The 22,646-nt window shown below is 74.5% G+C and carries 23 protein-coding genes; 14 read left to right on the top strand and 9 right to left on the bottom strand.

Annotated features, from left to right (window positions below):
- Nucleotides 1-41: 41 nt before the first annotated feature.
- Complete coding sequence (locus C7C46_RS25130; protein WP_110672195.1) at nucleotides 42-905, top strand: NmrA family NAD(P)-binding protein; 864 nt, start codon at nucleotides 42-44, stop codon at nucleotides 903-905.
- Nucleotides 906-1,039: 134 nt separating this feature from the next.
- Here C7C46_RS25130 and C7C46_RS25125 read toward each other — a convergent pair whose 3' ends face one another.
- Complete coding sequence (locus C7C46_RS25125; protein WP_181442509.1) at nucleotides 1,040-1,615, bottom strand: TetR/AcrR family transcriptional regulator; 576 nt, start codon at nucleotides 1,613-1,615, stop codon at nucleotides 1,040-1,042.
- Nucleotides 1,616-1,756: 141 nt separating this feature from the next.
- On the opposite strand from C7C46_RS25125, the gene C7C46_RS25120 reads away from it, so the two are divergent.
- On the top strand, nucleotides 1,757-2,995 hold the full coding sequence (locus C7C46_RS25120; RefSeq protein ID WP_110672193.1) for an FAD-dependent oxidoreductase: 1,239 nt from the start codon (nucleotides 1,757-1,759) through the stop codon (nucleotides 2,993-2,995).
- Between the two features lie 97 nt (nucleotides 2,996-3,092).
- Nucleotides 3,093-3,968, top strand: a complete 876-nt coding sequence (locus C7C46_RS25115) for an AraC family transcriptional regulator (protein WP_110672192.1) — start codon at nucleotides 3,093-3,095, stop codon at nucleotides 3,966-3,968.
- 82 nt (nucleotides 3,969-4,050) lie between these two features.
- On the opposite strand, the gene C7C46_RS34410 is transcribed toward C7C46_RS25115, so the two are convergent.
- The gene (locus tag C7C46_RS34410; protein WP_146259201.1) at nucleotides 4,051-4,272 is read right to left on the bottom strand and encodes a hypothetical protein; all 222 of its coding nucleotides are present in this window, start codon (nucleotides 4,270-4,272) and stop codon (nucleotides 4,051-4,053) included.
- 47 nt (nucleotides 4,273-4,319) lie between these two features.
- Here C7C46_RS34410 and C7C46_RS25105 point away from each other — a divergent pair, with 47 nt between their 5' ends.
- Nucleotides 4,320-4,736 (top strand): RidA family protein, encoded by a 417-nt coding sequence (locus tag C7C46_RS25105; RefSeq protein WP_110672191.1) that lies wholly within the window; start codon nucleotides 4,320-4,322, stop codon nucleotides 4,734-4,736.
- On the opposite strand, the gene C7C46_RS25100 is transcribed toward C7C46_RS25105, so the two are convergent.
- Together C7C46_RS25100 and C7C46_RS25095 are read right to left on the bottom strand one after the other, a co-directional pair.
- Complete coding sequence (locus C7C46_RS25100; RefSeq protein ID WP_110672190.1) at nucleotides 4,733-5,464, bottom strand: 4'-phosphopantetheinyl transferase family protein; 732 nt, start codon at nucleotides 5,462-5,464, stop codon at nucleotides 4,733-4,735. The two genes, C7C46_RS25105 and C7C46_RS25100, sit on opposite strands and share 4 nt — an antisense overlap.
- On the bottom strand, nucleotides 5,464-5,955 hold the full coding sequence (locus C7C46_RS25095; protein WP_110672189.1) for an NUDIX domain-containing protein: 492 nt from the start codon (nucleotides 5,953-5,955) through the stop codon (nucleotides 5,464-5,466). Before C7C46_RS25095 ends, C7C46_RS25100 begins: the two co-directional genes overlap by 1 nt.
- Nucleotides 5,956-6,045: 90 nt before the next feature.
- On the opposite strand from C7C46_RS25095, the gene C7C46_RS25090 reads away from it, so the two are divergent.
- Both C7C46_RS25090 and C7C46_RS25085 read left to right on the top strand, forming a co-directional pair.
- The gene (locus C7C46_RS25090) at nucleotides 6,046-6,936 is read left to right on the top strand and encodes an enoyl-CoA hydratase/isomerase family protein (protein WP_110672188.1); all 891 of its coding nucleotides are present in this window, start codon (nucleotides 6,046-6,048) and stop codon (nucleotides 6,934-6,936) included.
- Between the two features lie 68 nt (nucleotides 6,937-7,004).
- The gene (locus tag C7C46_RS25085; protein WP_110672187.1) at nucleotides 7,005-7,211 is read left to right on the top strand and encodes a DUF1918 domain-containing protein; all 207 of its coding nucleotides are present in this window, start codon (nucleotides 7,005-7,007) and stop codon (nucleotides 7,209-7,211) included.
- Nucleotides 7,212-7,215: 4 nt separating this feature from the next.
- Here the strand turns inward: C7C46_RS25085 and C7C46_RS25080 are convergent, their stop codons facing one another.
- On the bottom strand, nucleotides 7,216-8,433 hold the full coding sequence (locus tag C7C46_RS25080; protein ID WP_110672186.1) for an acyl-CoA dehydrogenase family protein: 1,218 nt from the start codon (nucleotides 8,431-8,433) through the stop codon (nucleotides 7,216-7,218).
- A 143-nt stretch (nucleotides 8,434-8,576) separates the two neighbouring features.
- Here C7C46_RS25080 and C7C46_RS25075 point away from each other — a divergent pair, with 143 nt between their 5' ends.
- Nucleotides 8,577-9,254 (top strand): TetR family transcriptional regulator, encoded by a 678-nt coding sequence (locus C7C46_RS25075; protein WP_110672185.1) that lies wholly within the window; start codon nucleotides 8,577-8,579, stop codon nucleotides 9,252-9,254.
- A 76-nt stretch (nucleotides 9,255-9,330) separates the two neighbouring features.
- Entirely contained in the window at nucleotides 9,331-10,740 is a 1,410-nt protein-coding gene (locus C7C46_RS25070; protein ID WP_245984855.1) for a glycoside hydrolase family 5 protein, read from the top strand.
- Here C7C46_RS25070 and C7C46_RS25065 read toward each other — a convergent pair.
- Nucleotides 10,737-11,705 (bottom strand): LuxR C-terminal-related transcriptional regulator, encoded by a 969-nt coding sequence (locus C7C46_RS25065; RefSeq protein ID WP_245984854.1) that lies wholly within the window; start codon nucleotides 11,703-11,705, stop codon nucleotides 10,737-10,739. The genes C7C46_RS25070 and C7C46_RS25065 overlap by 4 nt on opposite strands.
- Before the next feature lie 215 nt (nucleotides 11,706-11,920).
- Here C7C46_RS25065 and C7C46_RS25060 point away from each other — a divergent pair, with 215 nt between their 5' ends.
- Nucleotides 11,921-12,628, top strand: coding sequence for a G1 family glutamic endopeptidase (locus tag C7C46_RS25060; protein WP_220040687.1), 708 nt, complete (start codon nucleotides 11,921-11,923; stop codon nucleotides 12,626-12,628).
- 61 nt (nucleotides 12,629-12,689) lie between these two features.
- On the opposite strand, the gene C7C46_RS25055 is transcribed toward C7C46_RS25060, so the two are convergent.
- Complete coding sequence (locus C7C46_RS25055) at nucleotides 12,690-14,717, bottom strand: M3 family metallopeptidase (protein ID WP_110672183.1); 2,028 nt, start codon at nucleotides 14,715-14,717, stop codon at nucleotides 12,690-12,692.
- Nucleotides 14,718-14,822: 105 nt separating this feature from the next.
- On the opposite strand from C7C46_RS25055, the gene C7C46_RS25050 reads away from it, so the two are divergent.
- Nucleotides 14,823-16,514 carry a bifunctional 3'-5' exonuclease/DNA polymerase gene (locus C7C46_RS25050; protein WP_110672182.1) on the top strand — a complete coding sequence of 564 codons (1,692 nt, stop codon included), beginning with the start codon at nucleotides 14,823-14,825 and terminating at the stop codon, nucleotides 16,512-16,514.
- Nucleotides 16,515-16,539: 25 nt separating this feature from the next.
- Here C7C46_RS25050 and dhaM read toward each other — a convergent pair whose 3' ends face one another.
- Entirely contained in the window at nucleotides 16,540-16,935 is a 396-nt protein-coding gene (gene dhaM, locus C7C46_RS25045) for a dihydroxyacetone kinase phosphoryl donor subunit DhaM (RefSeq protein WP_110672181.1), read from the bottom strand.
- Between the two features lie 114 nt (nucleotides 16,936-17,049).
- On the opposite strand from dhaM, the gene dhaK reads away from it, so the two are divergent.
- Nucleotides 17,050-18,045: a dihydroxyacetone kinase subunit DhaK gene (gene dhaK / locus C7C46_RS25040; protein WP_110672180.1), complete on the top strand. Its 996-nt coding sequence runs from the start codon at nucleotides 17,050-17,052 to the stop codon at nucleotides 18,043-18,045.
- Between the two features lie 32 nt (nucleotides 18,046-18,077).
- Complete coding sequence (gene dhaL, locus C7C46_RS25035) at nucleotides 18,078-18,716, top strand: dihydroxyacetone kinase subunit DhaL (protein WP_110672179.1); 639 nt, start codon at nucleotides 18,078-18,080, stop codon at nucleotides 18,714-18,716.
- 1 nt (nucleotide 18,717) lies between these two features.
- Here the strand turns inward: dhaL and C7C46_RS25030 are convergent, their stop codons facing one another.
- Nucleotides 18,718-19,905 carry a PP2C family protein-serine/threonine phosphatase gene (locus C7C46_RS25030; RefSeq protein ID WP_245984853.1) on the bottom strand — a complete coding sequence of 396 codons (1,188 nt, stop codon included), beginning with the start codon at nucleotides 19,903-19,905 and terminating at the stop codon, nucleotides 18,718-18,720.
- Nucleotides 19,906-20,152: 247 nt separating this feature from the next.
- Between C7C46_RS25030 and C7C46_RS25025 the strand changes: the two genes are divergently transcribed.
- Nucleotides 20,153-20,428 carry a heavy-metal-associated domain-containing protein gene (locus C7C46_RS25025; RefSeq protein ID WP_110672178.1) on the top strand — a complete coding sequence of 92 codons (276 nt, stop codon included), beginning with the start codon at nucleotides 20,153-20,155 and terminating at the stop codon, nucleotides 20,426-20,428.
- A 62-nt stretch (nucleotides 20,429-20,490) separates the two neighbouring features.
- The coding region (locus C7C46_RS25020) for a heavy metal translocating P-type ATPase (protein ID WP_110672177.1) at nucleotides 20,491-22,646 on the top strand (2,156 nt) is incomplete at its 3' end.

Here is a 22,646-nt window from a genome sequence, read left to right as displayed (position 1 = left end):
ACACCACACAGTGCAGACACCGAACAGTGAGGACACACTCGATGATCGTCTTCATGGGGGCGACCGGCACCACCGGGACCGCCCTGCTCCGCAGCCTCCGCGCACTCGACGTACCCGTCCGCGCACTCACCCGCACCCCGCACCGGCCGCTCCCCGGCGCCGCCGGCCCGCACGACCGGCTCGTCGAGGTCCGGTACGCCGACGCCGCCGACCCCGACTCGCTACGCACCGCCTTCGAGGGCGCCGACCAGCTCTTTCTCGCCATGGCCAACAGCCCTGCACAGGTCGAACTCGAAACCCGCGTCATCGACATCGCCGCCCGCAGTGGCATCGCCCACGTCGTCAAGCTCTCGGCCCCCGCCGCCGAGCCCGCGTCGCCCGTCGCGATATCCCGTGGACACCACGCCGTCGAGGAACACCTGCGCGCCTCCGGACTCACCGGCACTGTCCTGCGTCCCTACGCGTTCATGCAGAACCTGCTGCGCCTCGCGCCCACCGTTGCCCAGGGGCTCGTCCTCGGTGCCATGAGGGACATGCCCTGCAACTACGTCGACTGCCGCGACATCGGCGACGTCGCGGCCGCCGTGCTCACCCGGACCCACCTCGCGGGCGGCACCTACACGTTGACCGGACCGGAAGCCGTCTCCCACCCCGACCTCGCCGCCCGGCTGACCGAACTGACGGGCCGCCGGATCGAGTACGTCGACCTCGCCCGGGACGAGCTGCGCGACACCCTCGTCCGCCAGGCCGGCATGCCCGGCTGGCTTGCCGACCACGTCGTGGAGATACAGCAACTCGCGGTCACCCGGCCCGAGTTCCCTACAAGCACCGTCACCGGCATCCTCGGCCGGCCGCCCCGCACCCTCGACGCCTTCCTGAACGAACATCGCGCCCGCTTCCGGTGATTCAGGTTGCACCGGTGCGTTGGGAGTGACTCGAGCGCTGCCGGGGTTCTTCCGGGGGCCGACGGCCTGGCCGGGCAGGAGGGAGATCGCCCGTCCGGCAGGCTCGCCCGCCGTACCAGGGACGAAGTGCCCTGTCAGGACGCCGTCAGCCCGCTCCAGCCGCCGTCCAGCAGCGCGAAGATCCGGTCCAGGGCGCCCTCCGGGTCCGGATCCCCGTGCACCAAGGTGGCCGCCTCGAGGGCGAAGTGGGCCAGCGCCCGGGCGCCCGCGTCGTCCTGCGACAGCCCGGCGTCCGCAGCGATCGCCGCGGCCAGCGCCGTCTCGTGGCGCAGCCACATCCGGCGGGCGTACTCGCGCAGCGCCGGGGTGGCGTCGATCAGGCGCAGGAAGTCGGGGAACCGGGGGTCCGTACGGATCCGCCGGGAGCGTTCGTCCTCCAGCAGCCCGCGCAGCGCCTGCGGGACGGACCGGTCGGCGGGGCGCTCACGGACGGCGGCCACCAAGGCCGCCTCGCGGTCGGCGTCCTGGTCGAAGACCAGCGCCTCCTTGCCGTCGGGGAAGTGCTTGAACAGCGTCGTCACCGAGACGTCGGCCGCCTCCGCGACCTCGCGCACACCCACCCCCTCGTAGCCGTGCGCCATGAACAGGCGCAGCGCCGCGTCCGCCAGGGCCTGGCGGGTGGCTGCCTTCTTGCGCTCGCGGCGCCCCATCTCGGTCACCGGACCACCTTATCCCACCCAAGTGCATCCGCTCAGAAAGATTAACCGTTGCACTTTTTGAGCGATTACACCTACGCTGGAGCCTGCCGCGGCCGACCTCTCGGCCCGCACCCACCCGAAGGGAAGCTCCCGATGACATCCAGCCCGCTCCCCCACCCCCGGATCTGCGTGGTCGGCGGCGGACCCGCCGGCCTGACCTGCGCCCGTGTCCTGCAGCAGCGCGGCATCGAGGTCACGGTGTACGACGCCGACGACGCCGTGGACTCCCGCGACCTGGGCGGGACCCTCGACCTGCACGCCGACTCGGGGCAGATCGCCCTGGCGGACGCCGGGTTGACGGACGCCTTCCGCGCGCTGGCCAGGCCGCAGGGGCAGGCCATGACCCGCCGCGACCACCACGGCACGCTCCTGGGCGAGTTCACGCCGGCGCCCGAGGACACGGCCGCCCCCGAGATCGACCGGGGCCAGCTGCGTCGCCTGCTCCACGACCACCTGCGGCCGGGCACCGTCCGCTGGGGGAAGAAGCTCGTCCGGACCACCGGGCTCACCGGCCGCGCGCACCGGCTGGAGTTCGCGGACGGCAGCACCGTCGACGCCGACCTGGTGATCGGCGCCGACGGGGCCTGGTCGAAGGTCCGCCCCCTGGTCAGCGACGCCGCCCCGCAGTTCCTGGGGGTCTGCTTCCTCGACGCCCGGTTCGACGAGGTCCGCCACCCGGAGGTCGCCGCGCTGGTCGGTGACGGCCACCTGTTCGCCAACGACAACGACGGCCGCGCGGTGATCCTGCAGCGCAACAGCAACGGTGTGGTCCGCGGCTACCTGGCCTTCCGCGCCGAGTTCGACTGGCACCTGGCAGCGGGGGTGGACCTCGCCGACCGGGCGGGCCTGCGGGCTCACCTCGCCGCGGAGTTCGGCCACTGGTCCGCGCCCATGCGGGCGCTGATCGTGCGGAACGACGGCGACTACGTCCCCCGGTCGTTCTGGGCGCTGCCCGCCCCGCTCAGCTGGGCGCACGTTCCCGGGGTCACCCTGATCGGCGACGCGGCGCACCTGATGGCGCCCTTCGGCGGACACGGCGCCAACCTCGCGATGCTGGACGGAGCGGAACTCGCCCTCGCCCTGGCCGACGACCCCTCCCGGTACGACCAGGCCGTCGGCCGCCACGAGTCGGACATGTTCGCCCGCTCCGGGGCACTGGCCGCGAGCGCCAACCAGGCGCTGCACGACTTCTTCGCCAGCACCACCCCCGACGCCCCGCACCTGCCGCCCGACCACGCGCAGGAGCACCGGGACTACCTCGCCCGGGCGGCCGCCCACCGCCGCGAGCGGGCCCGCCGCGCCGGCGCAACCGCCGCCGGACCCGCCTCCTGAGGAGTGCCCCGCACCCGACCGCAGCGGGCACAGGATGTCGGGTGCGGCAGGCTTGGTCCTTCCTAACGTTGGTGCCCGACAGGGAAGGAGACCGGGGTTGCTGGATCGGTTGAACCAGGCCATGGAGCACATCGAGGCCCACCTCGACCAGCAGATCGAGGTGTCCGCGCTGGCCCGGATCACGGCCACCTCGGAGTACCACTTCCGCCGGCTGTTCTCCTCGCTGGCGGGGATGCCGCTGTCGGAGTACGTCCGGCGCCGGCGGCTCACCGTCGCGGGAGCCGAAGTCCTGGCCGGGCAGCCGACCTTGCTGGAGATCGCGGTCCGCTACGGCTACACCTCGGGCGAGGCCTTCGCCCGGGCGTTCCGCGCCGTGCACGGGGTCGGTCCCGGCGAGGCCCGGCGGACCGGCGCGGCACTGATCTCGCAGCCCCGGCTCTCCTTCCGCCTCACCCTCGAAGGGAACAGCACCATGCAGTACCGCATCGTGGAGAAGGACGCCTTCCGGGTCGTCGGCAGGAAGGCCCGTGTCCCGCTCATCTACGAGGGCGTCAACCCGCACATCTTCGAGCACATCAGGAGCATTACGCCGGACACGATGCTGCGGATCGTCGGCTACTCCGACCAGGACCCGCAGGGCGTGGTGTCGGCGACCCTGCGCCTGTCGGACGGCTTCGAGGAGGGCAGCGAACTCGACTACTACCACGCGGTGGTGAGCGGCACCGCCGAGGAGCTGCCCGCGGACCTCGACGTACTGGACTGCCCGGCGGGCACCTGGGCCGTGTTCGAGAACACCGGGCCGTTCCCGCAGGCGCTGCAGCAGATGTGGGCGGACGTGGCCGCCCAGTGGATCCCGTCCAACCCGTACGAGTACCGGCCGGGGCCGGAGATCCTGCGCACCCGGCCCTCACCGGCGGACCCGGCGCAGTCCGACGCGCAGCTGTGGATCCCGGTGACCCGCACCGCCCCGTAGCCCCGCACCGCCCCGTAGACCCGCCCCGCCCGTAGACCCGCACCGCCCCGCAGGGCCCGCACCGCCCCGCAGGCCGCAGCGGTCAGAAGAGCGTCGCCTCCACCGCCGCGCCCGGCAGCCCGGGCAGCGCGTCCTGCCACACCGTGGCCTCGCTCAGCGCGAGCTGGGTCATGCTGCCCTCGCACAGCTGCAGCGAGCGGCGGTCGCGCTTGTGGTCGTGCAGGACGCCGTAGCCGGCACGGCGGGTGGGCATCAGGGCGACCGGGCGGCCGCAGGTCGGGCACTGGACTCGTGGAGCGCGCATGCCGACCAGGGTGCCGCAATCCACCGACAGCCGGTACCTTGACCGCCATGGACCAAGATCACATCACTCGCCGCGCCGTGCTCAGCGGTTCCACCTTCGAGGAGCAGATCGGCTACGCCCGTGCCGTGGTGCTGGAGGACGACGGCTCCCGCTGGGTGCACGTCTCCGGCACCACCGGGTTCGACTACACCCGGATGACCATCTCCGAGGACGTGGTGGAGCAGGCCGAGCAGTGCCTGCGCAACATCGCCGCCGCGCTGGCCGAGGCCGGCAGCTCGTTCGCCGACGTGGTCCGGGTGCGCTACCTGCTCCCGGACCGCGCCGACTTCGAGGCCTGCTGGCCCGCGCTGCGCGCGGCCTTCGGCGAGGTCCGCCCGGCCGCCACCATGCAGGAGTGCGGCCTGGCGGACCCGCGGATGCGGATCGAGATCGAGGTGGACGCCCACCACCTCAAGCGCCGCTAAGTCAGCGTCAACTCCCTTACTTCCAGCGGTAGCTGATCATCACTCAGCACCGCCACCGCCGCGTCGTACTGCTCGGGCACCGCCACCGCCTGCAACTGCCACCCCATCGGCGCGTCCGGACCCCCGGCCGAGCTCCCGACACCGAACCCCGGTCCCACCCCCACGTACTCCGCTCCGGCCCCGCGCCCGAGCCCGATCCCGGTGCCCTTGAGGTACGCCTCCTTGCGCACCCAGCAGCGCAGTGCGGCCGCCGACCAGCGGGCCGGTTCCTGGACCCCGACCCGGTCCAGCTCGGCCCGCTCCGCGGGGTGCAGCATCCCGGCCACCTCGTGGCCCGCCTGCCCGGCGAACACCTCGCGCCCCTCCACGTCCACCCCGACCGGGGCGTTCGCCAGCGCGATGAGCGCAAGACCCGGTGCGTGCGAGAGCGAGAACTGGACGGGGCCGGGCACTTCGGGCCGCCCGTGCGGCTGGCCGCACCCGGGGCAGGGCGCCTGGTGGAACACCAGCTCGGCGGGCTTGCGGTCCAACTGCTCGCCCAGCACGGTGCGCAGTGCCACGTGGGCGATCTCGTACAGGGTGCGGTCCTGCGGGCGGCGGAACGCGGCGGCCCGGGCCAGCTCGGTCCGGTCCAGCAGCGCGGGCGCCGCACCGGCGGCGAACGCCGCGCCGGCCTCGGTCACCGGAACCCGCCAGACCAGCACGCCCGGGATGGGTTGAACGGCCATCAGATCCCCGTCACGGTGCCGGCCACCACCCGCACCACGCCGTCCGCCCGGGCCGCCAGCGCGGCCCGCAGCCGGGGCCCGCGGGCCTCGCCGAGCAGCTGGTACGCCTCCTCCTCGGTGACCCAGCGGTACTCCTCCAGCTCGGCCTCCTGCAGCGCGATCCGGGTGCCGACCGGGACGGTGCCCGCGTCGAAGACGAAGTGCACGGCGGGGTGGTCGAGGGCCTCGGAGGGGTGGGTCCAGGAGACCACCAGCAGCCGCCCGATCTCCCGGTCCAGCCCGGTCTCCTCCAGCAGCTCCCGCCGGGCGCACTCCAGCGCGTCCTCGCCGAGGTCGATGGTGCCGCCGGCGAACTGCCAGCCGGGGCGGTAGTTGGGCTTGAGCACCAGGATCCGGCCGGCCTCGTCGGTGAGCAGGGTGCCGGCGGCGGTGTAGGAGCGGGGCAGCGAGGCGAGCCAGGCGTCCCGGGGCAGCAGCTGGTCTTGATCCATGGGCCTATCCTCTCGTCTGCGCGCGGGATCGGACAGGGGCACCCCGGCCCGCCGGCAGTGCCCCGCTCCCGGGCCTGCCAGAGTGGTGCTATGACCGACCAGTTGCTGCTCGCCGACCGCACCGAACTGCCGAGCCCCGCCGAGGGCCTGCGCCCGTACCTGGGCGAGGACGGGGTGGCCGTGCTGCTGCTGGACCGCCCGCACCGGCGCAACGCGGTGACCCGGGCGATGTGGCAGGCGCTGCCGCAGCTGCTGGCCGAGTTGGCCGCCCGCCCCGGGCTGCGGGCGCTGCTGCTGACCGGTGCCGAGGGCACCTTCAGCGCGGGGGCCGACATCGCGGAGCTGTCCGCGATCTACGGCGACCCGGCCGCCGCCGAGGCCTACCACGCGCTCAACGTCGCGGCCGAGCAGGCGCTGGCCGACTTCCCGCTGCCGACCCTGGCCGTGCTGCACGGCTCCTGCGTGGGTGGCGGCTGCCAGTTGGCGCTCGCCTGCGACCTGCGGTTCGGCGCGGCCGACGCCCGGCTCGGGATCACCCCGGCCAAGCTGGGCGTGGTCTACCCGGCGGTGCCGACCGCGCGGCTGGCCCGGGTGGTGGGCCCGGCCCGGGCCAAGTACCTGCTCTTCTCCGGCGAACTGGTGGACGCCGCCCGGGCGGAGCGGTTCGGGCTGCTGGACGAGGTGCACCCGGCGGCGGGGCTGGACGCGCGGGCGCTGGGGTTCGCCCGGCTGCTGGCCCGCCGCTCGCCGCAGACCACGACGGCGGCGAAGGCGGCGCTGAACGCGGTGCCGGTCGGCGAGCCGGCGGCGGTGGCCGCAGCCCTCGCACCCTGGGAGCGGCTGGCCCAGCAGGCTCCGCACGCGCGCGAGGGGCTCGCCGCCTTCCTGGAGCGGCGCGAGCCGGACTTCCCCGACGCCGGGGCGCGCTTCCCCGACGCCGGCCCGCGCCTCCCCGACGCCGGGGCGCACCGACCGGAGTAACGTGAGCCGTGCGCTTCCCGACTCTGTGGCGACCAGCCACCCCGCTCCGGAACGAAGGAGAAGCGACCATGCGCGCAGAAGTGGGCGACCACCTCCACATCCACAGCCGCGCGATCGGCATCGTCGACCGCGAGGGCGAGGTGCTCGAAGTGCACGGCGGCGGCGGCCAACCGCCGTACCTGGTCCGGTTCGAGGACGGTCACCAGACCCTGATCTTCCCTGGGCCGGACTGCACCGTGCGGCACCGCCCGACCCAGGACCAGAGCCTGTCCTGAGGACTCAGCGGATCGGCAGCCCCGAGATGGACCGGGCGATCACCAGCCGCTGGATCTCGCTGGTCCCCTCGAAGATCGTGTAGATCGCGCTGTCCCGGTGCATCCGCTCCACCGGGTACTCGCGGGTGAACCCGTTGCCGCCGAGGATCTGCATCGCCTGCGCGGTCACCCACTTCGCGGTCTCGCCGGCGTAGAGCTTGGACATCGAGCCCTCGGCCGCGGTGAAGGGCTGCTGGTTGGCGGCCATCCAGGAGGCCCGCCAGACCAGCAGCCGGGCCGCGTCGATCCGGGTGCGCATGTCGGCCAGGGTGAAGGCGACGCCCTGGTTGTCGATGATCGGGCGGCCGAACTGCACCCGGGTCTTCGCGTAGTCCAGCGCCACCTCGTAGGCGGCCCGGGCGATGCCGATGGCCTGCGCGCCGACCGCGGGGCGGGAGGCCTCGAAGGTGGCCATCGCGGCGTTCTTGCCGCCCTTGCGCACCCCTTCGCGGGCCCGGGCGAGCCGCTCGTCCAGCTTCGCCTTTCCGCCGAGCAGGCAGCTGCCCGGGATCCGCACCTGGTCCAGCACCACCTCGGCGGTGTGCGAGGCGCGGATGCCGTGCTTCTTGAACTTCTGGCCCTGGCTCAGGCCCTTGGTGCCCGGGGGGATCACGAAGGAGGCCTGGCCGCGGGCGCCGAGCTCGGGATCGACGGTGGCCACCACCACGTGCACCGCGGCGATCCCGCCGTTGGTGGCCCAGGTCTTGGTGCCGTTGATCACCCACTCGTCGGTGGCCTCGTGATAGACCGCGCGGGTGCGCAACGCCGAGACGTCCGAGCCGGCGTCGGGCTCGGAGGAGCAGAAGGCGGCGACCTTGACGTCCTCGGGGGTGCCGAACATCTGCGGGGCCCAGGTGCCGATCTGCTCCTCGGTGCCGTTGGCCAGCACCGCGACAGCGGCCAGCGTGGTGCCGACGATGGCCAGGCCGATGCCCGCGTCGCCCCAGAACAGTTCCTCCATCGCGACCGGGATGCCGATGCCGGAGGGGTCGAAGAACTGCTGGGCGTAGAAGTCCAGCGAGTAGATGCCGATCTTGGCGGCCTCCTGGATGATCGGCCAGGGGGTCTCCTCGCGCTCGTCCCACTCGGCGGCGGCCGGGCGCATCACGTCGGCGGCGAAGCCGTGCAGCCAGTCGCGGACCGCCAGCTGGTCCTCGCCGAGCGCCATCGAGAAGGTGCTCATCTCCCACTCCTCCAGGTTCCAGGATCCATCGGACCAAGATCGCGCCACCCGGGGGGTTACCGGGGGTAACACCGTGGGAGTCTGCTACTGATAGGTAACAGCTGTCAACGAGACACGGGCGCTGACGAGACGGAGGGGCCGGGGTGACCGCAGAGGAGGAGCCGCGCCGCGAGCAACTGCTCAACGCCGCCGACCGGGTGGTGCGCCGGGAGGGGCCCGGCGCGAGCATGAACGCGATCGCGGCCGAGGCCGGCATCACCAAGCCGATCCTCTACCGGCACTTCGGCGATCGCGGCGGGCTCTTCCAGGCCCTGACGGACCGTCATACCTCGGGCCTACTGGCGGCGGTGCGGGCAGCCCTGGCCGAGCCGCTGGAGCGCCGCGAGCGGGTCGAGCACGTGCTGGACACCTACCTGGCCGGCATCGAGTCGCGCCCGCAGATCTACCGGCTGCTCACCCACCCGGAGACCGCGGACCCGAACGGGGTGGGCGCGGCGCTCGCCCCGGCGCTGCGGCAGATCGCCGAGGAGATCACCCGGGCGGTGACGGCGCAGGTGGACCTCGGACCGGATGCGCCGCTGCTCTCCGAGGCCTGGGGGCGGGCGATCACCGGCATGGTGCTGGCGGCCGGGGACTGGTGGCTGGAGAGCAAGCCGTGCCCGCGCGCCAAGATGGTGCAGGCGCTGGCCGACCTGCTCTGGGGGCGGCTGGCGGCAGCCGATCCGCTGCCCACTCCGCTGCCGACCGCCGCACCCGCGCCCGCCCCCGCCGGAGCGGCGGAGCCCGGGACACCGGATCCCCTCACCACAAAACCTGAGTAGTCCTCACCTATTGCGTTCGGCGACCGGCTCGGGCAGCATCGGCGCACCACCCGCACTCCTCCCCCACCCGCGTGAGGTGTCCGTGCTGCCGTTCCGCTGTGCCGCCCTGCTGCTGAGCGCCGCCGTGCTGCTCGGCCTCACCACCCCGAGTGCCCAGGCAGTCGACCGGGAAAGGGAGTTCCCCACCGGCACGGTCACCGCCGCGGACGGGCGCACGCTGTTCGCCGGCCCGGACGGCCGGGTGCTGCAACCGCGCGGCTTCAACCTGGACAAGTACGACGAGACCACCGAGGCCGACGTGCGGGCGGTCGCGGCCCACGGCTTCACCCTGCTGCGGGTGGCCGTCACCTGGTCCCGCCTGGAGCCCGCCCGCGGCCACTACGACGCGGCCGAACTGGCCAAGCTCAACCGGGTGCTGGACTGGGCCGACCGCTACCGCCTGCTGGCCCTGGTGGACCTGCACCAGGACGTGTACGGGCCGGCCTTCGGCAGCGACGGCATCCCCGCCTGGGCCACCCGGGACGACGGGCTGCCGTTCGTGCCGGACCCGGCCAACTGGTTCAACGGCTACTTCCAGCCCGCCGTCCAGGCCGCCTTCCGGCACCTGTACGACGACCCCGACCTGCGCCGTGATCAGGCCGCCTTCTACACCCGGCTGGTCCGCGAACTGCGCGGCCACCGCTCGCTGCTGGGCTACGACCTGTTCAACGAGCCGTTCGGCCCGGTGGACGGCGACCCGAGCGACCCGGCGGTGCTGGCGGCCTGCGCCGCGCAGCTGGAGCAGGGCCGGCTGGCGGCCATGTACCAGCGGCTGATCGCCGCCGTCCGCCAGGCGGACCAGCGCAGTTGGCTCTTCGTCGAGCCGACCGTGCTGGTCGGCCAGGGCGTACCGACCCAGCTGCCCGGCTTCGCCGACCCGCGTCCCGGCGGCGCCCGGATCGGCTACGCCCCGCACTTCTACGACACCGCGGTGGAGAACGGCGCCGACTGGGACCCGGCGGACGGCTTCGTGACCGCCTACACCACCGCGATCGCCGCCTACCCGCGCGCCCACCGGATGCCGCTGCTGGTCGGCGAGTGGGGACCGCCGAACTCCCGCACCCCGGGCAACGCCGAGCTGGTGCGCCGTCAGGTGGCCGCCATGGCGGGCTTCGCGGCCGGCTGGACCATGTGGTACTGGTGCGCGGGCCAGGGCGGCTACTGCGCGCTCGGCCCGGACGGCACGCCCGCGCCCGGTGACGGACCGGTCTTCGGACCGTACGCGCCGGTGCTGGCCGGCCGCCCGGTCCACGAGTCCTGGGCCGCCGACCGCTACCAGGTGACGCTGGACGCCATCGGCGGCTGGACCGAACTGGCCACCGCACCGGGCGCCCGGGTCACCGTCGACGGCGCCCGGGCCGAGCTGGACACCAGCGCTCCCGGCCACCCCAGGCTCCGCCTGCACCCCGGCGTCCGGGCCACCGTCACCGTGGTCCAGAACGGTTAGAGCAGGTCGGCGCGGGCCGCCTGGATCCCGGCCTGGAACCGGGTGCGGGCGCCGAAGCGGTCCATCAGCTCGCGCACCCAGCGCTGCACGGTGCGGGTGGAGACGCCCATCTGCCGGGCGATGCTCTCGTCGGTCAGGCCGGCCGCCAGCAGCGCGAGCAGCTGGCGGTGCCGGTCCTGCGGCGGCTCGTCGGACTCGGGTGCGGGCAGCCGCATCGCCCGGCTCCAGTGCAGCTCGAACAGGCCGGTCAGCGCGTCCAGCAGCGAGGACGGCCGCAGCAGCACCACCGCCTGCAGTTCGGTGCCCGAGCTGACCGGCAGCAGCGCCCAGGCGTCGTCCACCAGGGCCAGCTTGAGCGGCAGTTCGGGCAGCACCCGGGCCTGCTCGCCGGCCGCGGTGAACCGGTGGATCTCGGCGAGCCGCTCCGGCTCGCGCACCACCCGGCTCTCGTACACCACGCGCATCCGCACGCCCCGGCCCAGCGCGCCCAGCTCCAGCTCGGGGTCGGCCCGGCGGATGTACGGCGGCTTGTCCAGCACCCGCAACTGGTCCCGGGCACCGAGCTGCAGGCTGCGCCAGAGCTCGGCGATCGAGTCGCGCCCCGTGACGATCTCCACCAGCTCGTCGGCCCCGGTCTCGGTCCGCGAGCGCCGGTGGGTGCGCAGCAGCTCGGTGATCCGGCCCCGGGTGCGCCGCAGCTCCAGCTCGCGGCGGAGCAGCAACTCCTCCAGCGCCACGTCGGGCGCGGCAGCCCGCCACCCGGTGCCGCCCGGCACCGGCCGTTCCACCAAGCCGAGTTCGGCCAGCGCCGCCAGCGCCGCCGCGGCCCGGTCCGGGTCGGTCCCGCCGGCCTGTGCGAGTTGCGCCGCGCTCTGCTCGTAGCTGCCCAACAGCTGGAGGTAGAGCCGCTCCTGATCCGCCGTCAGACCCAGTCCGGCGAATCGCGCGGTCCACTGCTCCGCCACCGTTCGGCCCTCCCTTGGTCGGAGCTGACTGTGGTCGAACCCTCGCCGGAAATCAAGCCATCGCGCAAGTGACATGTTTCCGCCATGTCGCGTTCCGGCTTCGGCCGCCGCCTTCCGCCGGGGTGGCGCCGACCCGCAGGCTGAGCGCCGGCGCCACCGACCCCACCCGGCTGGTCGAGCAGGCGCCACCGACCCCCACTGCACAGGAGTTGGCCATGTCCACCGCCCGCACCACGCGCACCGCCCGGGCCGCCCTCGCCGCCCTGGTGGCGCTGTCCGGCCTCGCCCTCGCCGCCCCGCCGGCGAGTGCCGCCGCCGCCCACCGCTTCGGCGCCGCCCAGTACGGCAACGGCGGCCACCGCTACGCCGGCGGTGTCTGGGGCGGCTACGTCGCCCAGGGCAGCGGCTTCCGCAGCGTCACCGGCTCCTGGACCATGCCGGACGTCCGGTGCAACACCACCGCGGACCTGTTCGCGCCGTGGATCGGCATCGACGGCTACGGCTCGCAGACCGTCGAGCAGACCGGGGTCCAGGTCGACTGCTCCGGCGGCTACCCCGCCTACTCGGCCTGGTACGAGATGTACCCGGCCCCGCCGGTCTTCTGGAGCAACCCGGTGGACGCCGGGGACGCCTTCACCGCCAGTGTGACCACCAGCGGCAACGGCAGCTACCTGCTCAAGCTGACCGACACCACCAAGGGGTGGACCCGCTCGATCACCAAGTCGCTGCGCGGGCGCAACGTCAGCGCCGAGGCGGTGATCGAGTCGCCCTCGCAGAGCTACCCGTCCTTCGACGAGCTGGACTTCAGCGGCATCACGGTCAACGGCCGGGTCTTCGACTCCGCCTACCCGCAGCCCCTCGACAGCGGCCAGTACACCGAGACCGCGCTGAGCAACGGCGCTTTCGCCATCGTGCCCGCCTGACCGGCCGTCAACCGGCCTGCGCGGCGGGTGGGTCCGACCCCAACCCATCCGCCGCCGCGGCTCAGGCGGTCAGCCCGCGGCGCACCAGCAGCGGCTCGATCCGCGGCTCGCGCCCGAGCACCGCCCGCACGCACTCCAGCGCCGGCCGCGAGTCGCCGCGGGCCAGCAGCTCGCGCCGGAACACCTCGCCGCTCTCGCGCACCGGGCGCCCGTTGCCGGCGAACCAGTCCACGGTGTCCGCGTCCAGCACCTCGGACCACAGGTAGGCGTAGTAGCCGGCGCTGTAACCGCCGACGAACAGGTGGCCGAAGTACCCGGTCCGGTAGCGCGGCGGCACCGCGGCCAGCGACAGCCCGGCCGCCTTCAGCGCGGCGGCCTCGAACGCCACCGGGTCCTCGACCGGCTGTCCGGCCGGCAGGGTGTGCCATGCCCAGTCCAGCAGCGCCGCCGCCAGCACCTCGACCAGCACGGTGCCCTGGCCGAAGGTCTCCGCCGCCTCGGCCTTGGCCAGCAGCTCGGCCGGGATCGGCTCGCCGCTCTCGTGGTGGCGGGCGAACCGGTCCCGCACCTCGGGCCAGTTCGCCCACATCTCGTTGACCTGCGAGGGGAACTCGACGAAGTCGCGCGGCACCGCGGTGCCGGCCAGCGAGGGGTACCGCACGTCGGAGAACAGGCCGTGCAGCGCGTGGCCGAACTCGTGGAACAGGGTGCGCACTTCGTCCGCGGTCAGCAGCACCGGACGGCCGGGTGCGGGCTTGGTCAGGTTCAGGTTGTTGTGCACCACCGGCCTGACGCCGAGCAGGTGCGACTGGGTGACCAGTTCGTCCATCCAGGCGCCGCCGCGCTTGGTGGTGCGGGCGAAGAAGTCGGCCAGGAACAGGCCCAGCGGGGTGCCGTCCTGCTCGAAGACCTCGAAGACCCGGGTGTCCGCGTGGTAGCCGACCAGGTCGGTGCGCTCGGTGAAGGTGATCCCGTAGGCCAGGCCGGCCGCGTGGAAGACGCCGTCGAAGAGCACCCGGTCCAGCTCGTAGTAGGGCTGCAGCGCGGCGCTGTCCAGGTCGTACTCGGCCTGGCGGACCCGCTCCGCGTAGTACGGCAGGTCGTGCGGGCCGAAGTCGGTCACGCCGTCCGCCTCGGCGGCCGCGGCCAGCCGGGCCAGCTCGCGCTCGGCGTTGGCCACCGCGGGCGCGACCAGGCGGCCCAGCAGCTCGGTGACGGCCGCCTCGGTGCCGGCGGTCTCGTCGGCCACCACGTAGGCGGCGTGGTTCGGGTAGCCGAACAGGGCGGCGCGCTCGGCGCGCAGCGCGGCCATCGTGGCGGCCAGCTGACCGTTGCTCAGCTCGGCCCGCTCCAGTGCGGCGGCCAGCAGCCGGCGGCGCACCTCGCGGTCGGTCAGCTGGGCCAGGGCCGGCTGCACGGTGAAATTGAGCAGGCTCAGCACCCACGTGTCGGGGAGGCCCAGCTCGCGGGCGTTGGCGGCGGCCGCCTCGATCGCCGTCTCGGACAGGCCGTCCAGCTGCTCGACCCGGTCCAGCACCAGCGCGCCGGCCCGGTTGGCCGCCATCAGGTTCTGCTCGAAGAGGGCCGAGGAGCTCGCCAGTTCGGCGTTCAGCTCGCGCAGCCGCTGCTGCTGCGCGGGCGGCAGCTGGGCGCCGGCCCGGACGAACTCCTGGTGCCGGCGCTCCAGCAGGCGCAGCGACTCGGCGTCCAGCGCCAGCTCGGCGCGCCGGGCGTACACCGCGTCCAGGCGGGCGAACAGCGCCCGGTCCAGGTGGATCGCGTCGCTGTGGGCGGCCCGCTTGGGCTGGTACTCGGCGTCCAGCGCCTGCAGCTCGGGGTTGGTGTCGACGGACGTGCGCACGTCCAGCACCGCCGTCACCCGGCGCAGCAACTGGCCGGTGGCCTCCAGCGCGACGACCGTGTTGTCGAAGGTGGCCGGCGCCGGGTCGGCGGTGATCCGGGCGATCTCGGCCAGTTGTTCAGCCATGCCCTGGTCGAGGGCCGGCCGGAGGTGCTCGTCCCTGATCTCACCGAACGGCGGGAGCCGGTACGGCAGGGGGCTCGGGGCGAGGAAGGGGTTCTCCGTCATTCCGCAGACCATACGCGCCGGACTGTCGGTGCGCCGCGCTACCGTCGACAGCGCCGGGCGTACACCCGCACCAACCGTCGCAAACCGACCGAACCGAGGCCGCCGATGACCGCCAGGATCGCACTGGTGCCCGACCAGCACGGGCGCGGTGGCCGGTTGCACCGGCTCACCGAGGCCGGCGAGCCGGTCGGCGGGCCGCTGCGCACCGCCGAGTTGGCCGCCACCGTGGCCGAGCTGGAGGCGGCCGAGCGGCCGCGCTGGGTCTGGGCGGCCGCCGAGTCCGGGTACACCCCGCTGCTGGCCGCGCTGCCCCGCCGGCTGGCCCGCTGCCACGACCTGCGGCTGGTCGAGTCGCTGCTGCTGGCGCACGAGGGCCGCTGGGGCGCGCCGCGCTCGCTCGGCGCCGCCTGGTGCCGGCTGCGCGGCCTGCCGGTCCCGGCCGACCTGCCGGAGCACGGCGCCGGCGAGGCCCAGGACACCCTGTTCGCCCCGGACCGGCTGCAACTGCCGCCCGGCACCGATCCGCTGGCCGCGGTGCTGGCGGTGCACGCCGAGCAGCAGCGCCGGCTGGCCGCGGTCGAGGGCCCCGCCGAGCGGTCCCGGTTCCGGCTGCTGGCGGCCGCCGAGTCGGCCGGTGCGCTGGCCGCCTGCGAGATGGCCGCCGACGGCCTGCCCTGGCGCGTCGAGGTGCACGACGCGCTGCTCACCGAACTGCTCGGCCCGCGCCCGGCCATCCCCGGCACCCAGCCGGCCAAGCTGGCCGAGCTGGCCACCCAGCTCCAGCAGGCACTGGGCGCCAAGCCCTTCAACCCCGACTCGCACACCCAGGTGATCAAGGCCTTCGCCGACCAGGGCGTCCGGCTGAACTCCACCCGCAGCTGGGAGCTGCGCACCGTCGACCACCCGGCGGCCGAGCTGATGATCCGTTACAAGGAGCTCGCCCGGATCCACGCCGCGCACGGCTGGGCCTGGCAGGACGCCTGGGTCCGCGGCGGGCGCTTCCGCCCGGAGTACGTGGTCGGCGGGGTAGTCTCCGGGCGCTGGGCCAGCCGCGGCGGCGGCGCGCTGCAGATCCCGCGGATGCTGCGCCGGGCCGCGGTCGCCGATCCCGGCTGGCTGCTGGTGGTGGCGGACGGCGCACAGCTGGAGCCGCGGGTGCTGGCCGCGCTCTCCCAGGACCCGGCGCTGGCCCGCAGCGCGGCCGGCGGCGACCTCTACCAGGCCCTGGCCGCCACCGCCTTCCGCGGCGACCGGGCCAAGGCCAAGCTCGGTCTGCTCGGCGCGATGTACGGGCAGACCAGCGGGGACATCGGGCCGCTGCTCGCCACCCTGCGCCAGCGCTACCCGGCGGCGATGGGCTACGTGGAGGCCGCCGCCCGCACCGGCGAGGAGGGCGGCGTCGTCCGGTCCCGGCTCGGCCGGCCCTGCCCGCCGCCCTCGGACGCCTGGCTGGACATGGCCGAGGCCGCCACCGGCGAGGACCTCCAGAGCGGGCGGTCCACCCGGGCCCGCGGCCGGTTCACCCGCAACTTCGTCATCCAGGCCAGCGCCGCGGACTGGGCGCTGGCCCTGCTGGCCGCGCTGCGCCGCCGGCTGGCCGAGCTGGCGCCCGAGCCGCACCTGGTCTTCTTCCAGCACGACGAGGTGGTGGTGCACACCCCCGCCGCGCTGGCCGAGCAGGTGGGCGCCGCCATCGCGGCAGCGGCCGAGGAGGCGACGGGGCTGGTCTTCGCCGGCACCCCGGTGGTCTTCCCGATGAGCACGGCCGTGGTCGAGTGCTACGCGGACGCGAAGTGAGCCGCCGTCAGCTGCCTTGGTCCGGTCAGAACTTGTTCGCCTGCCGGGCCTCCTGAGCCGAGCGGACCACCTCGGCCAGCGCCGCCCCGGTGGAGGCGGTGACCACGGCGGCCACCGCACCCTCCACGAACGGCGCGTCCACCAGCACCACGTGCTCCGGCTCGCCCAGCTCGACCAGCACCGCCCGTGCGGTCAGCACCGCCGAGCCCAGGTCCGGCAGCACCACCACCCCGGCGCCGGAGTCGACTTGGCGCACGGCCGCCTCGATCAGCTCGGCGCTGGTGCCCAGCTCCCCGTCCTCGGTCCCGGCGGCCACCGCCACCGCCACCGCGCCGCCCCCGAGCTGCTCGGCCAGCTCGGCCACCCCTGCCCCGAGCCGGGGGCTGTGCGAGACCAGGACGATTCCCACCGAAGTCCTCATGGCCCTGGAGCCTAACGCTGCCCGCCACGCCAGGGCACGGCGAACCGGGTCGGATTGCCACCCGGGTGGCGTAGGTTCGAAACGGACCGTCCGACCACTACCACGGGAGTCCAGATGAAGAAGCTGATCAACACCCCCGAGACCGTGCTCGACGACACCCTGACCGGATTCGCCGCCGCCCACCCGGAGTTGACGGTGGACCGGGAGGCCCGGGTGATCCACCGCGCCGACGCCCCGCGGGCGGGCAAGGTGGCCCTGGTCTCCGGCGGCGGCTCCGGGCACGAGCCGCTGCACGCCGGCTTCGTCGGCCCGGGCATGCTGGACGCCGCCTGCCCCGGCGAGATCTTCACCTCCCCGGTCCCGGACCAGATGCTGGCCGCCGTCAAGGCGGTGCACGGCGGCGCCGGCGTGGTCTTCGTGGTGAAGAACTACACCGGCGACGTGCTCAACTTCGAGCTGGCCGCCGAACTCGCCGCCGACGAGGGCATCGAGGTCCGCACCGTGCTGGTGGACGACGACGTGGCGGTCAAGGACTCCACCTGGACCGCCGGGCGGCGCGGCACCGGAGCCACCGTGGTGGTGGAGAAGGTGGCCGGCGCGCTGGCCGAGCGCGGGGCCGACGCCGCCGCGGTGGCCTCGGTCGGGCAGCGGGCCAACGCCGCCTCACGCTCCTTCGCGGTGGCGCTGACCGCCGCCACCGTGCCGGCCGCCGGCCGGCCCGGCTTCGAGCTGCCGGCCGACGAGATCGAGGTGGGCGTCGGCATCCACGGCGAGCCGGGCCGGCGCCGCGAGCGGCTGCGCCCGGCGCACGAGCTGGTCGCCGAGGTGGTGGCCACCGTGCTGGCCGAGCACACCCTGTCGGCCGGCGACGAGGTGATCGCGCTGGTCAACGGGCTGGGCGCGACCCCGCTGCACGAGCTGTACCTGGTCTACGGCGAGGTGGCCGCCCAGCTCGCCGAGCACGGCATCACCATCGCCCGCAACCTGGTGGGCAACTACGTGACCAGCCTGGACATGGCCGGCTTCTCGCTCACCCTGACCAAGGCCGACGCCGAGCTGCTGGAGCTGTGGGACGCGCCGGCCCGCACCCCGGCGCTGCGGATCGGCTGACGCACGCCCCAACGGACCTGACGGAGCATCCGATGTCCTTCACCCTGGACCACCAGCTGGCCCTGGCCTGGCTGCGGGCCGCCGCCGCGGCCGTCGAGCGGGAGCAGCAGCGGCTGACCGACCTGGACGCGGCGATCGGCGACGGCGACCACGGCAGCAACCTGCGCCGCGGCTTCACCGCGGTGACCGAGGCGCTGGCGGCGCTGCCCGCCGACGCCCCGCCCGGGGAGCTGCTGACCAAGGCCGGGACCACCTTGATCTCCAAGGTCGGCGGCGCCTCCGGCCCGCTGTACGGCAGCGCGCTGCGCACCGCGGGCCGGGCGCTGCCGGCCCCGACCGCCGACCTGACGGCGCTGGCCGAGGGGCTGCGCGCGGGGCTGACCGCGGTGCAGAAGCTGGGCGGGGCGGCGGTCGGCGACAAGACCATGGTGGACGCCTTCGAGCCGGCCGTGGCCGCCCTGGAGCGGGCCGCCTTCGACGGCTTCTCGCTGCGCGAGGCGGCGGCGCTGGCCGCCGAGGCGGCGCAGGCCGGGGCCCGGGCCACGGTGCCGCTGGAGGCCCGCAAGGGTCGCGCCTCCTACCTGGGCCCGCGCAGCGTCGGCCACCAGGACCCGGGGGCCACCTCCACCGCGCTCCTCTTCCAGGCCCTGGCCGACGCCACCGGCCGCTGACCTAGTGCCGGCAGGCCACCAGCAGCAGCAGTGCGTCGTCGTTCAGCTCGCCGCCGGTGTGCGCCAGCAGGTCCTGGTAGAGCCGGCCGACCGCCTCGTCCAGCTCGGCCACCGAGCCGCCGGCCCCGGCCACCAGCGGGCCGGCCCGGGACGGCAGCGGGTAGAACTCCCCGCTGCCGTCCCGCCGGGCCTCCACCACCCCGTCGGTGCACAGCACCAGCACGTCGCCTTCCGCGAAGGGCAGCCGCACGCTCCTGGGGCTCCCGGGCACCAGCGGGCCCAGGCCCAGCGGCACCCACGGCTCGATCTCCAGCACCGTGACCGTCCCGTCCGGCGCCACCCGCAGCGGCGGGACGTGACCGGCCTGCAGCAGCTCCAGGCCGCCGCCGCGGCCCAGCTCGGCGAAGAGCGCGGTGGTGAACTCACCGCCCGTCACGTGCCGCGCCACGCTGGTCTCCAGCCGGGCGGCCACCGCGGGCAGCGCGCCCTCGTCGTAGGCGGCCTCGCGGAAGGCGCCGAGCACCACAGCGGCGGTCTGTACCGCCTCCAGCCCCTTGCCGCGCACGTCGCCGACCAGCAGCCGGGTGCCGTAGGGGGTGTCGAGCACCGCGTACAGGTCGCCACCGATCCGCGCCTCGTCGGCCGCGGAGGCGTAGCGCACCGCCAGCCGCACCGTGCCCACCTCGGCCTCGGGGACCTGCAGCAGGGCCCGCTGGGCGGCCTCGGCCACCGAGCTGACGGCGGCGAAGGCGGCCGCCCGGCGCATCCGAAGTTCGGCCACGTAGGCACTGAACAGGCTCAGCGCCGCGTAGGTGACGATGGTGCCGAACAGGAAGCGCTGGTCGTGCGCATCGGTCACGTTGTCGTACTCGTTCAGCCCGAGCAGGACCACCAGACCGAGCACGCAGCCGGCCAGCACCCCCACCGCCGAGAGAGTGAGCGCGGCGACCGAGGGGACCACGTTCATCAGCGGTGCCAGGTAGCGCTCCTGACCGGTGGCCAGGTCCGCCACCGTCACCGCCAGGATCGCCACTAGGGCGGGCGCGGCCCGCCGGCGCCAGGACAGGTCCCGCAGGTCCACCGCGGCCAGCGCGCGGCGGCGCCGGCCGCGGGAGAACCCGGACGGCTCCAGGCGCAGCGGCCCGGCTGGCGGCGGCCCGGAGCGGCCCGGGAGCTGACGGCGGAACACCTCTCGCACCTTACGGACATCGCGCGCGTCCGGCGCGTCCCGCGCGGCCCCCCGGGCCCGGGTGGCCTATTTGTCCTACTGGGCGGAAAGTGCGCCGATCCGTCGGAGCGCCATGCCCGCACCCTCCCCACGGGAGCGCCGCAGCACGACCCCTGGTGCCGGTGCGACTACTCTCAGTGGCTGGATCGTGACGCCCGTCTCACCCGGCAGCCCGGTCCACACCCCCCACGGAATACCCCTAGGGGGTATGGTGTTCTCAACAGCACGGCGCCGAACCGGGCGCCCTGACTCCTCGGAGGCCCTGATGTCCAGCACCACCACGTACACCGTCACCGGCATGAGCTGCGGTCACTGCGAGAAGTCGGTCAGCACCGAGCTGTCTGCGCTGCACGGCGTACTCAGCGTGGCGGCCGACGCCAAGTCCGGTACCGTGACCGTCTCATCCGAGCAGCCGCTGGACGAGGCCGCGGTCCGCGCCGCCATCGACGAGGCCGGCTACGAACTGGTCGGCCCGGCCTCCTGAGCCGCCCCGGGGGCGCGCCGCCCACCGTCGCCCCCCGCACCCCTCCCGGAAGGAGCGCGAGCATGAGCACCACCCACAGCCCGAGCACCGCCACCGACCAGGTGGAGCTCGCCATCGGCGGCATGACCTGTGCCTCCTGCGCCGCCCGGATCGAGAAGAAGCTGAACAAGCTGGCGGGCGTGGCGGCCACCGTCAACTTCGCCACCGAGAAGGCCCGGGTCGAGTTCGGCCCCGAGGTGAGCGTCGCCGACCTGATCGCCACCGTCGAGCGCACCGGCTACACCGCCGAGCTGCCCCCGCCGCCGGCCGCTGCCCAGCCGGCCGCAGCCGCCGCCCCCTCCCCAGCCTCCGGCCGGGCAGACCCCCACCGCGACCGGCTGCTGCTCTCCGCCGTGCTGACCGTCCCCGTCGTGCTGCTCTCCATGATCCCCGCCCTGCAGTTCACCAACTGGCAGTGGCTCGCCTTCGCCCTGGCCTGGCCGGTGGTGGCCTTCGGCGGTTGGCCCTTCCACAAGGCCGCGGCGACCAACCTGCGGCACGGCGCCGCGACCATGGACACCCTGGTCTCACTCGGCACCCTGGCCGCCTTCGGCTGGTCGGTCTGGGCGCTCTTCTGGGGCCGGGCCGGGATGCCCGGCATGAAGCACGAGTTCACCCTCGCGGTGGGCCGCGGCGACGCCGCCTCGACCCTCTACCTGGAGACCGCCGCCGCCGTCACCACGCTGATCCTGCTCGGCCGCTGGCTGGAGGCCCGCTCCAAGCGCCGGGCCGGCGCCGCCCTGCACGCCCTGCTCGACCTCGGCGCCAAGGACGTGGCCGTGCTGCGCGGCGGGCGCGAGCAGCGGATCCCGGTGACCGAGCTGCGGGTCGGCGACCGCTTCGTGGTCCGCCCGGGCGAGAAGATCGCCACCGACGGCACCGTGGCCGAGGGCGCCTCCGCGGTGGACGCCTCGATGCTCACCGGCGAGTCGGTGCCGGTCGAGGTCTCGGTCGGCGACCAGGTCACCGGCGCCACCGTGAACGCGGGCGGACGCCTGGTGGTGGAGGCCCGCCGGGTCGGCGCCGACACCCAGCTCGCCCGGATGGCCGAGCTGGTCGAGCAGGCGCAGAACGGCAAGGCCGCCGCCCAGCGGCTGGCCGACCGGATCTCCGCGGTGTTCGTGCCGGTGGTGATCCTGATCGCGCTCGCCACCCTGGTCGGCTGGCTGCTGGCCGGCGGCGCGCCGACCGAGGCGTTCACCGCGGCCGTCGCGGTGCTGATCATCGCCTGCCCGTGCGCCCTCGGCCTGGCCACCCCGACCGCGCTGATGGTCGGCACCGGCCGCGGCGCCCAGCTGGGCATCCTGATCAAGGGTCCGGAGGTGCTGGAGTCCACCCGCCGGGTCGACACCATCGTGCTGGACAAGACCGGCACCGTGACGACCGGTCAGATGGCGCTGACCGCCGTGCACACCGCCCCCGGCACCACCGAGGCCGAGGCGCTGCGGCTGGCCGGCGCGCTGGAGCACGCCTCCGAGCACCCGATCGCCCGGGCCGTCGCGGCCGCCGCGATCGAACGTTTCGGCGAGCTGCCGGCCGTGGAGTCCTTCGAGAACCGCCCGGGCCTGGGCGTGCAGGGCGTGGTGGACGGCCACGCGGTGCTGGCCGGGCGCGCCGCACTGCTGGCCGACTGGGCGCAGCCGCTGACCGGCGAGCTGGCCGCCGCCAAGAACGCGGCCGAGGCCGCCGGGCGCACCGCCGTCGCGGTCGGCTGGGACGGCGCCGCCCGCGCGGTCCTGGAGGTGGCCGACACCGTGCGGCCGACCAGCGCCGCGGCGGTGGCCGAGCTGCGGGCTCTGGGCCTGCGCCCGGTCCTGCTGACCGGCGACCACCGGGCGGTGGCCGAGTCGGTGGCCGCCGAGGTGGGCATCCCCGCCGCGGACGTGATCGCCGAGGTGCTGCCCGAGCAGAAGGTCGCCGAGGTGCGCCGGCTCCAACAGCAGGGCCGCTCGGTGGCCATGGTCGGCGACGGGGTGAACGACGCGGCCGCCCTCGCCCAGGCCGACCTGGGCCTGGCGATGGGCACCGGGACGGACGCGGCGATCGAGGCCGGCGACCTGACCCTGGTCCGCGGCGACCTGCGGGTGGCAGCCGACGCGATCCGGCTCTCCCGGCGCACCCTGGGCACCATCAAGGGCAACCTGTTCTGGGCCTTCGCCTACAACGTGGCCGCCGTCCC

Source organism: Streptomyces tateyamensis, from assembly GCF_003205575.1.
GTDB classification, from domain to species: Bacteria; Actinomycetota; Actinomycetes; order Streptomycetales; family Streptomycetaceae; genus Kitasatospora; species Kitasatospora tateyamensis.
The sequence above is the reverse complement of the archived record's forward strand: the minus strand, read 5'-3'. Positions and strand labels throughout refer to the sequence as shown.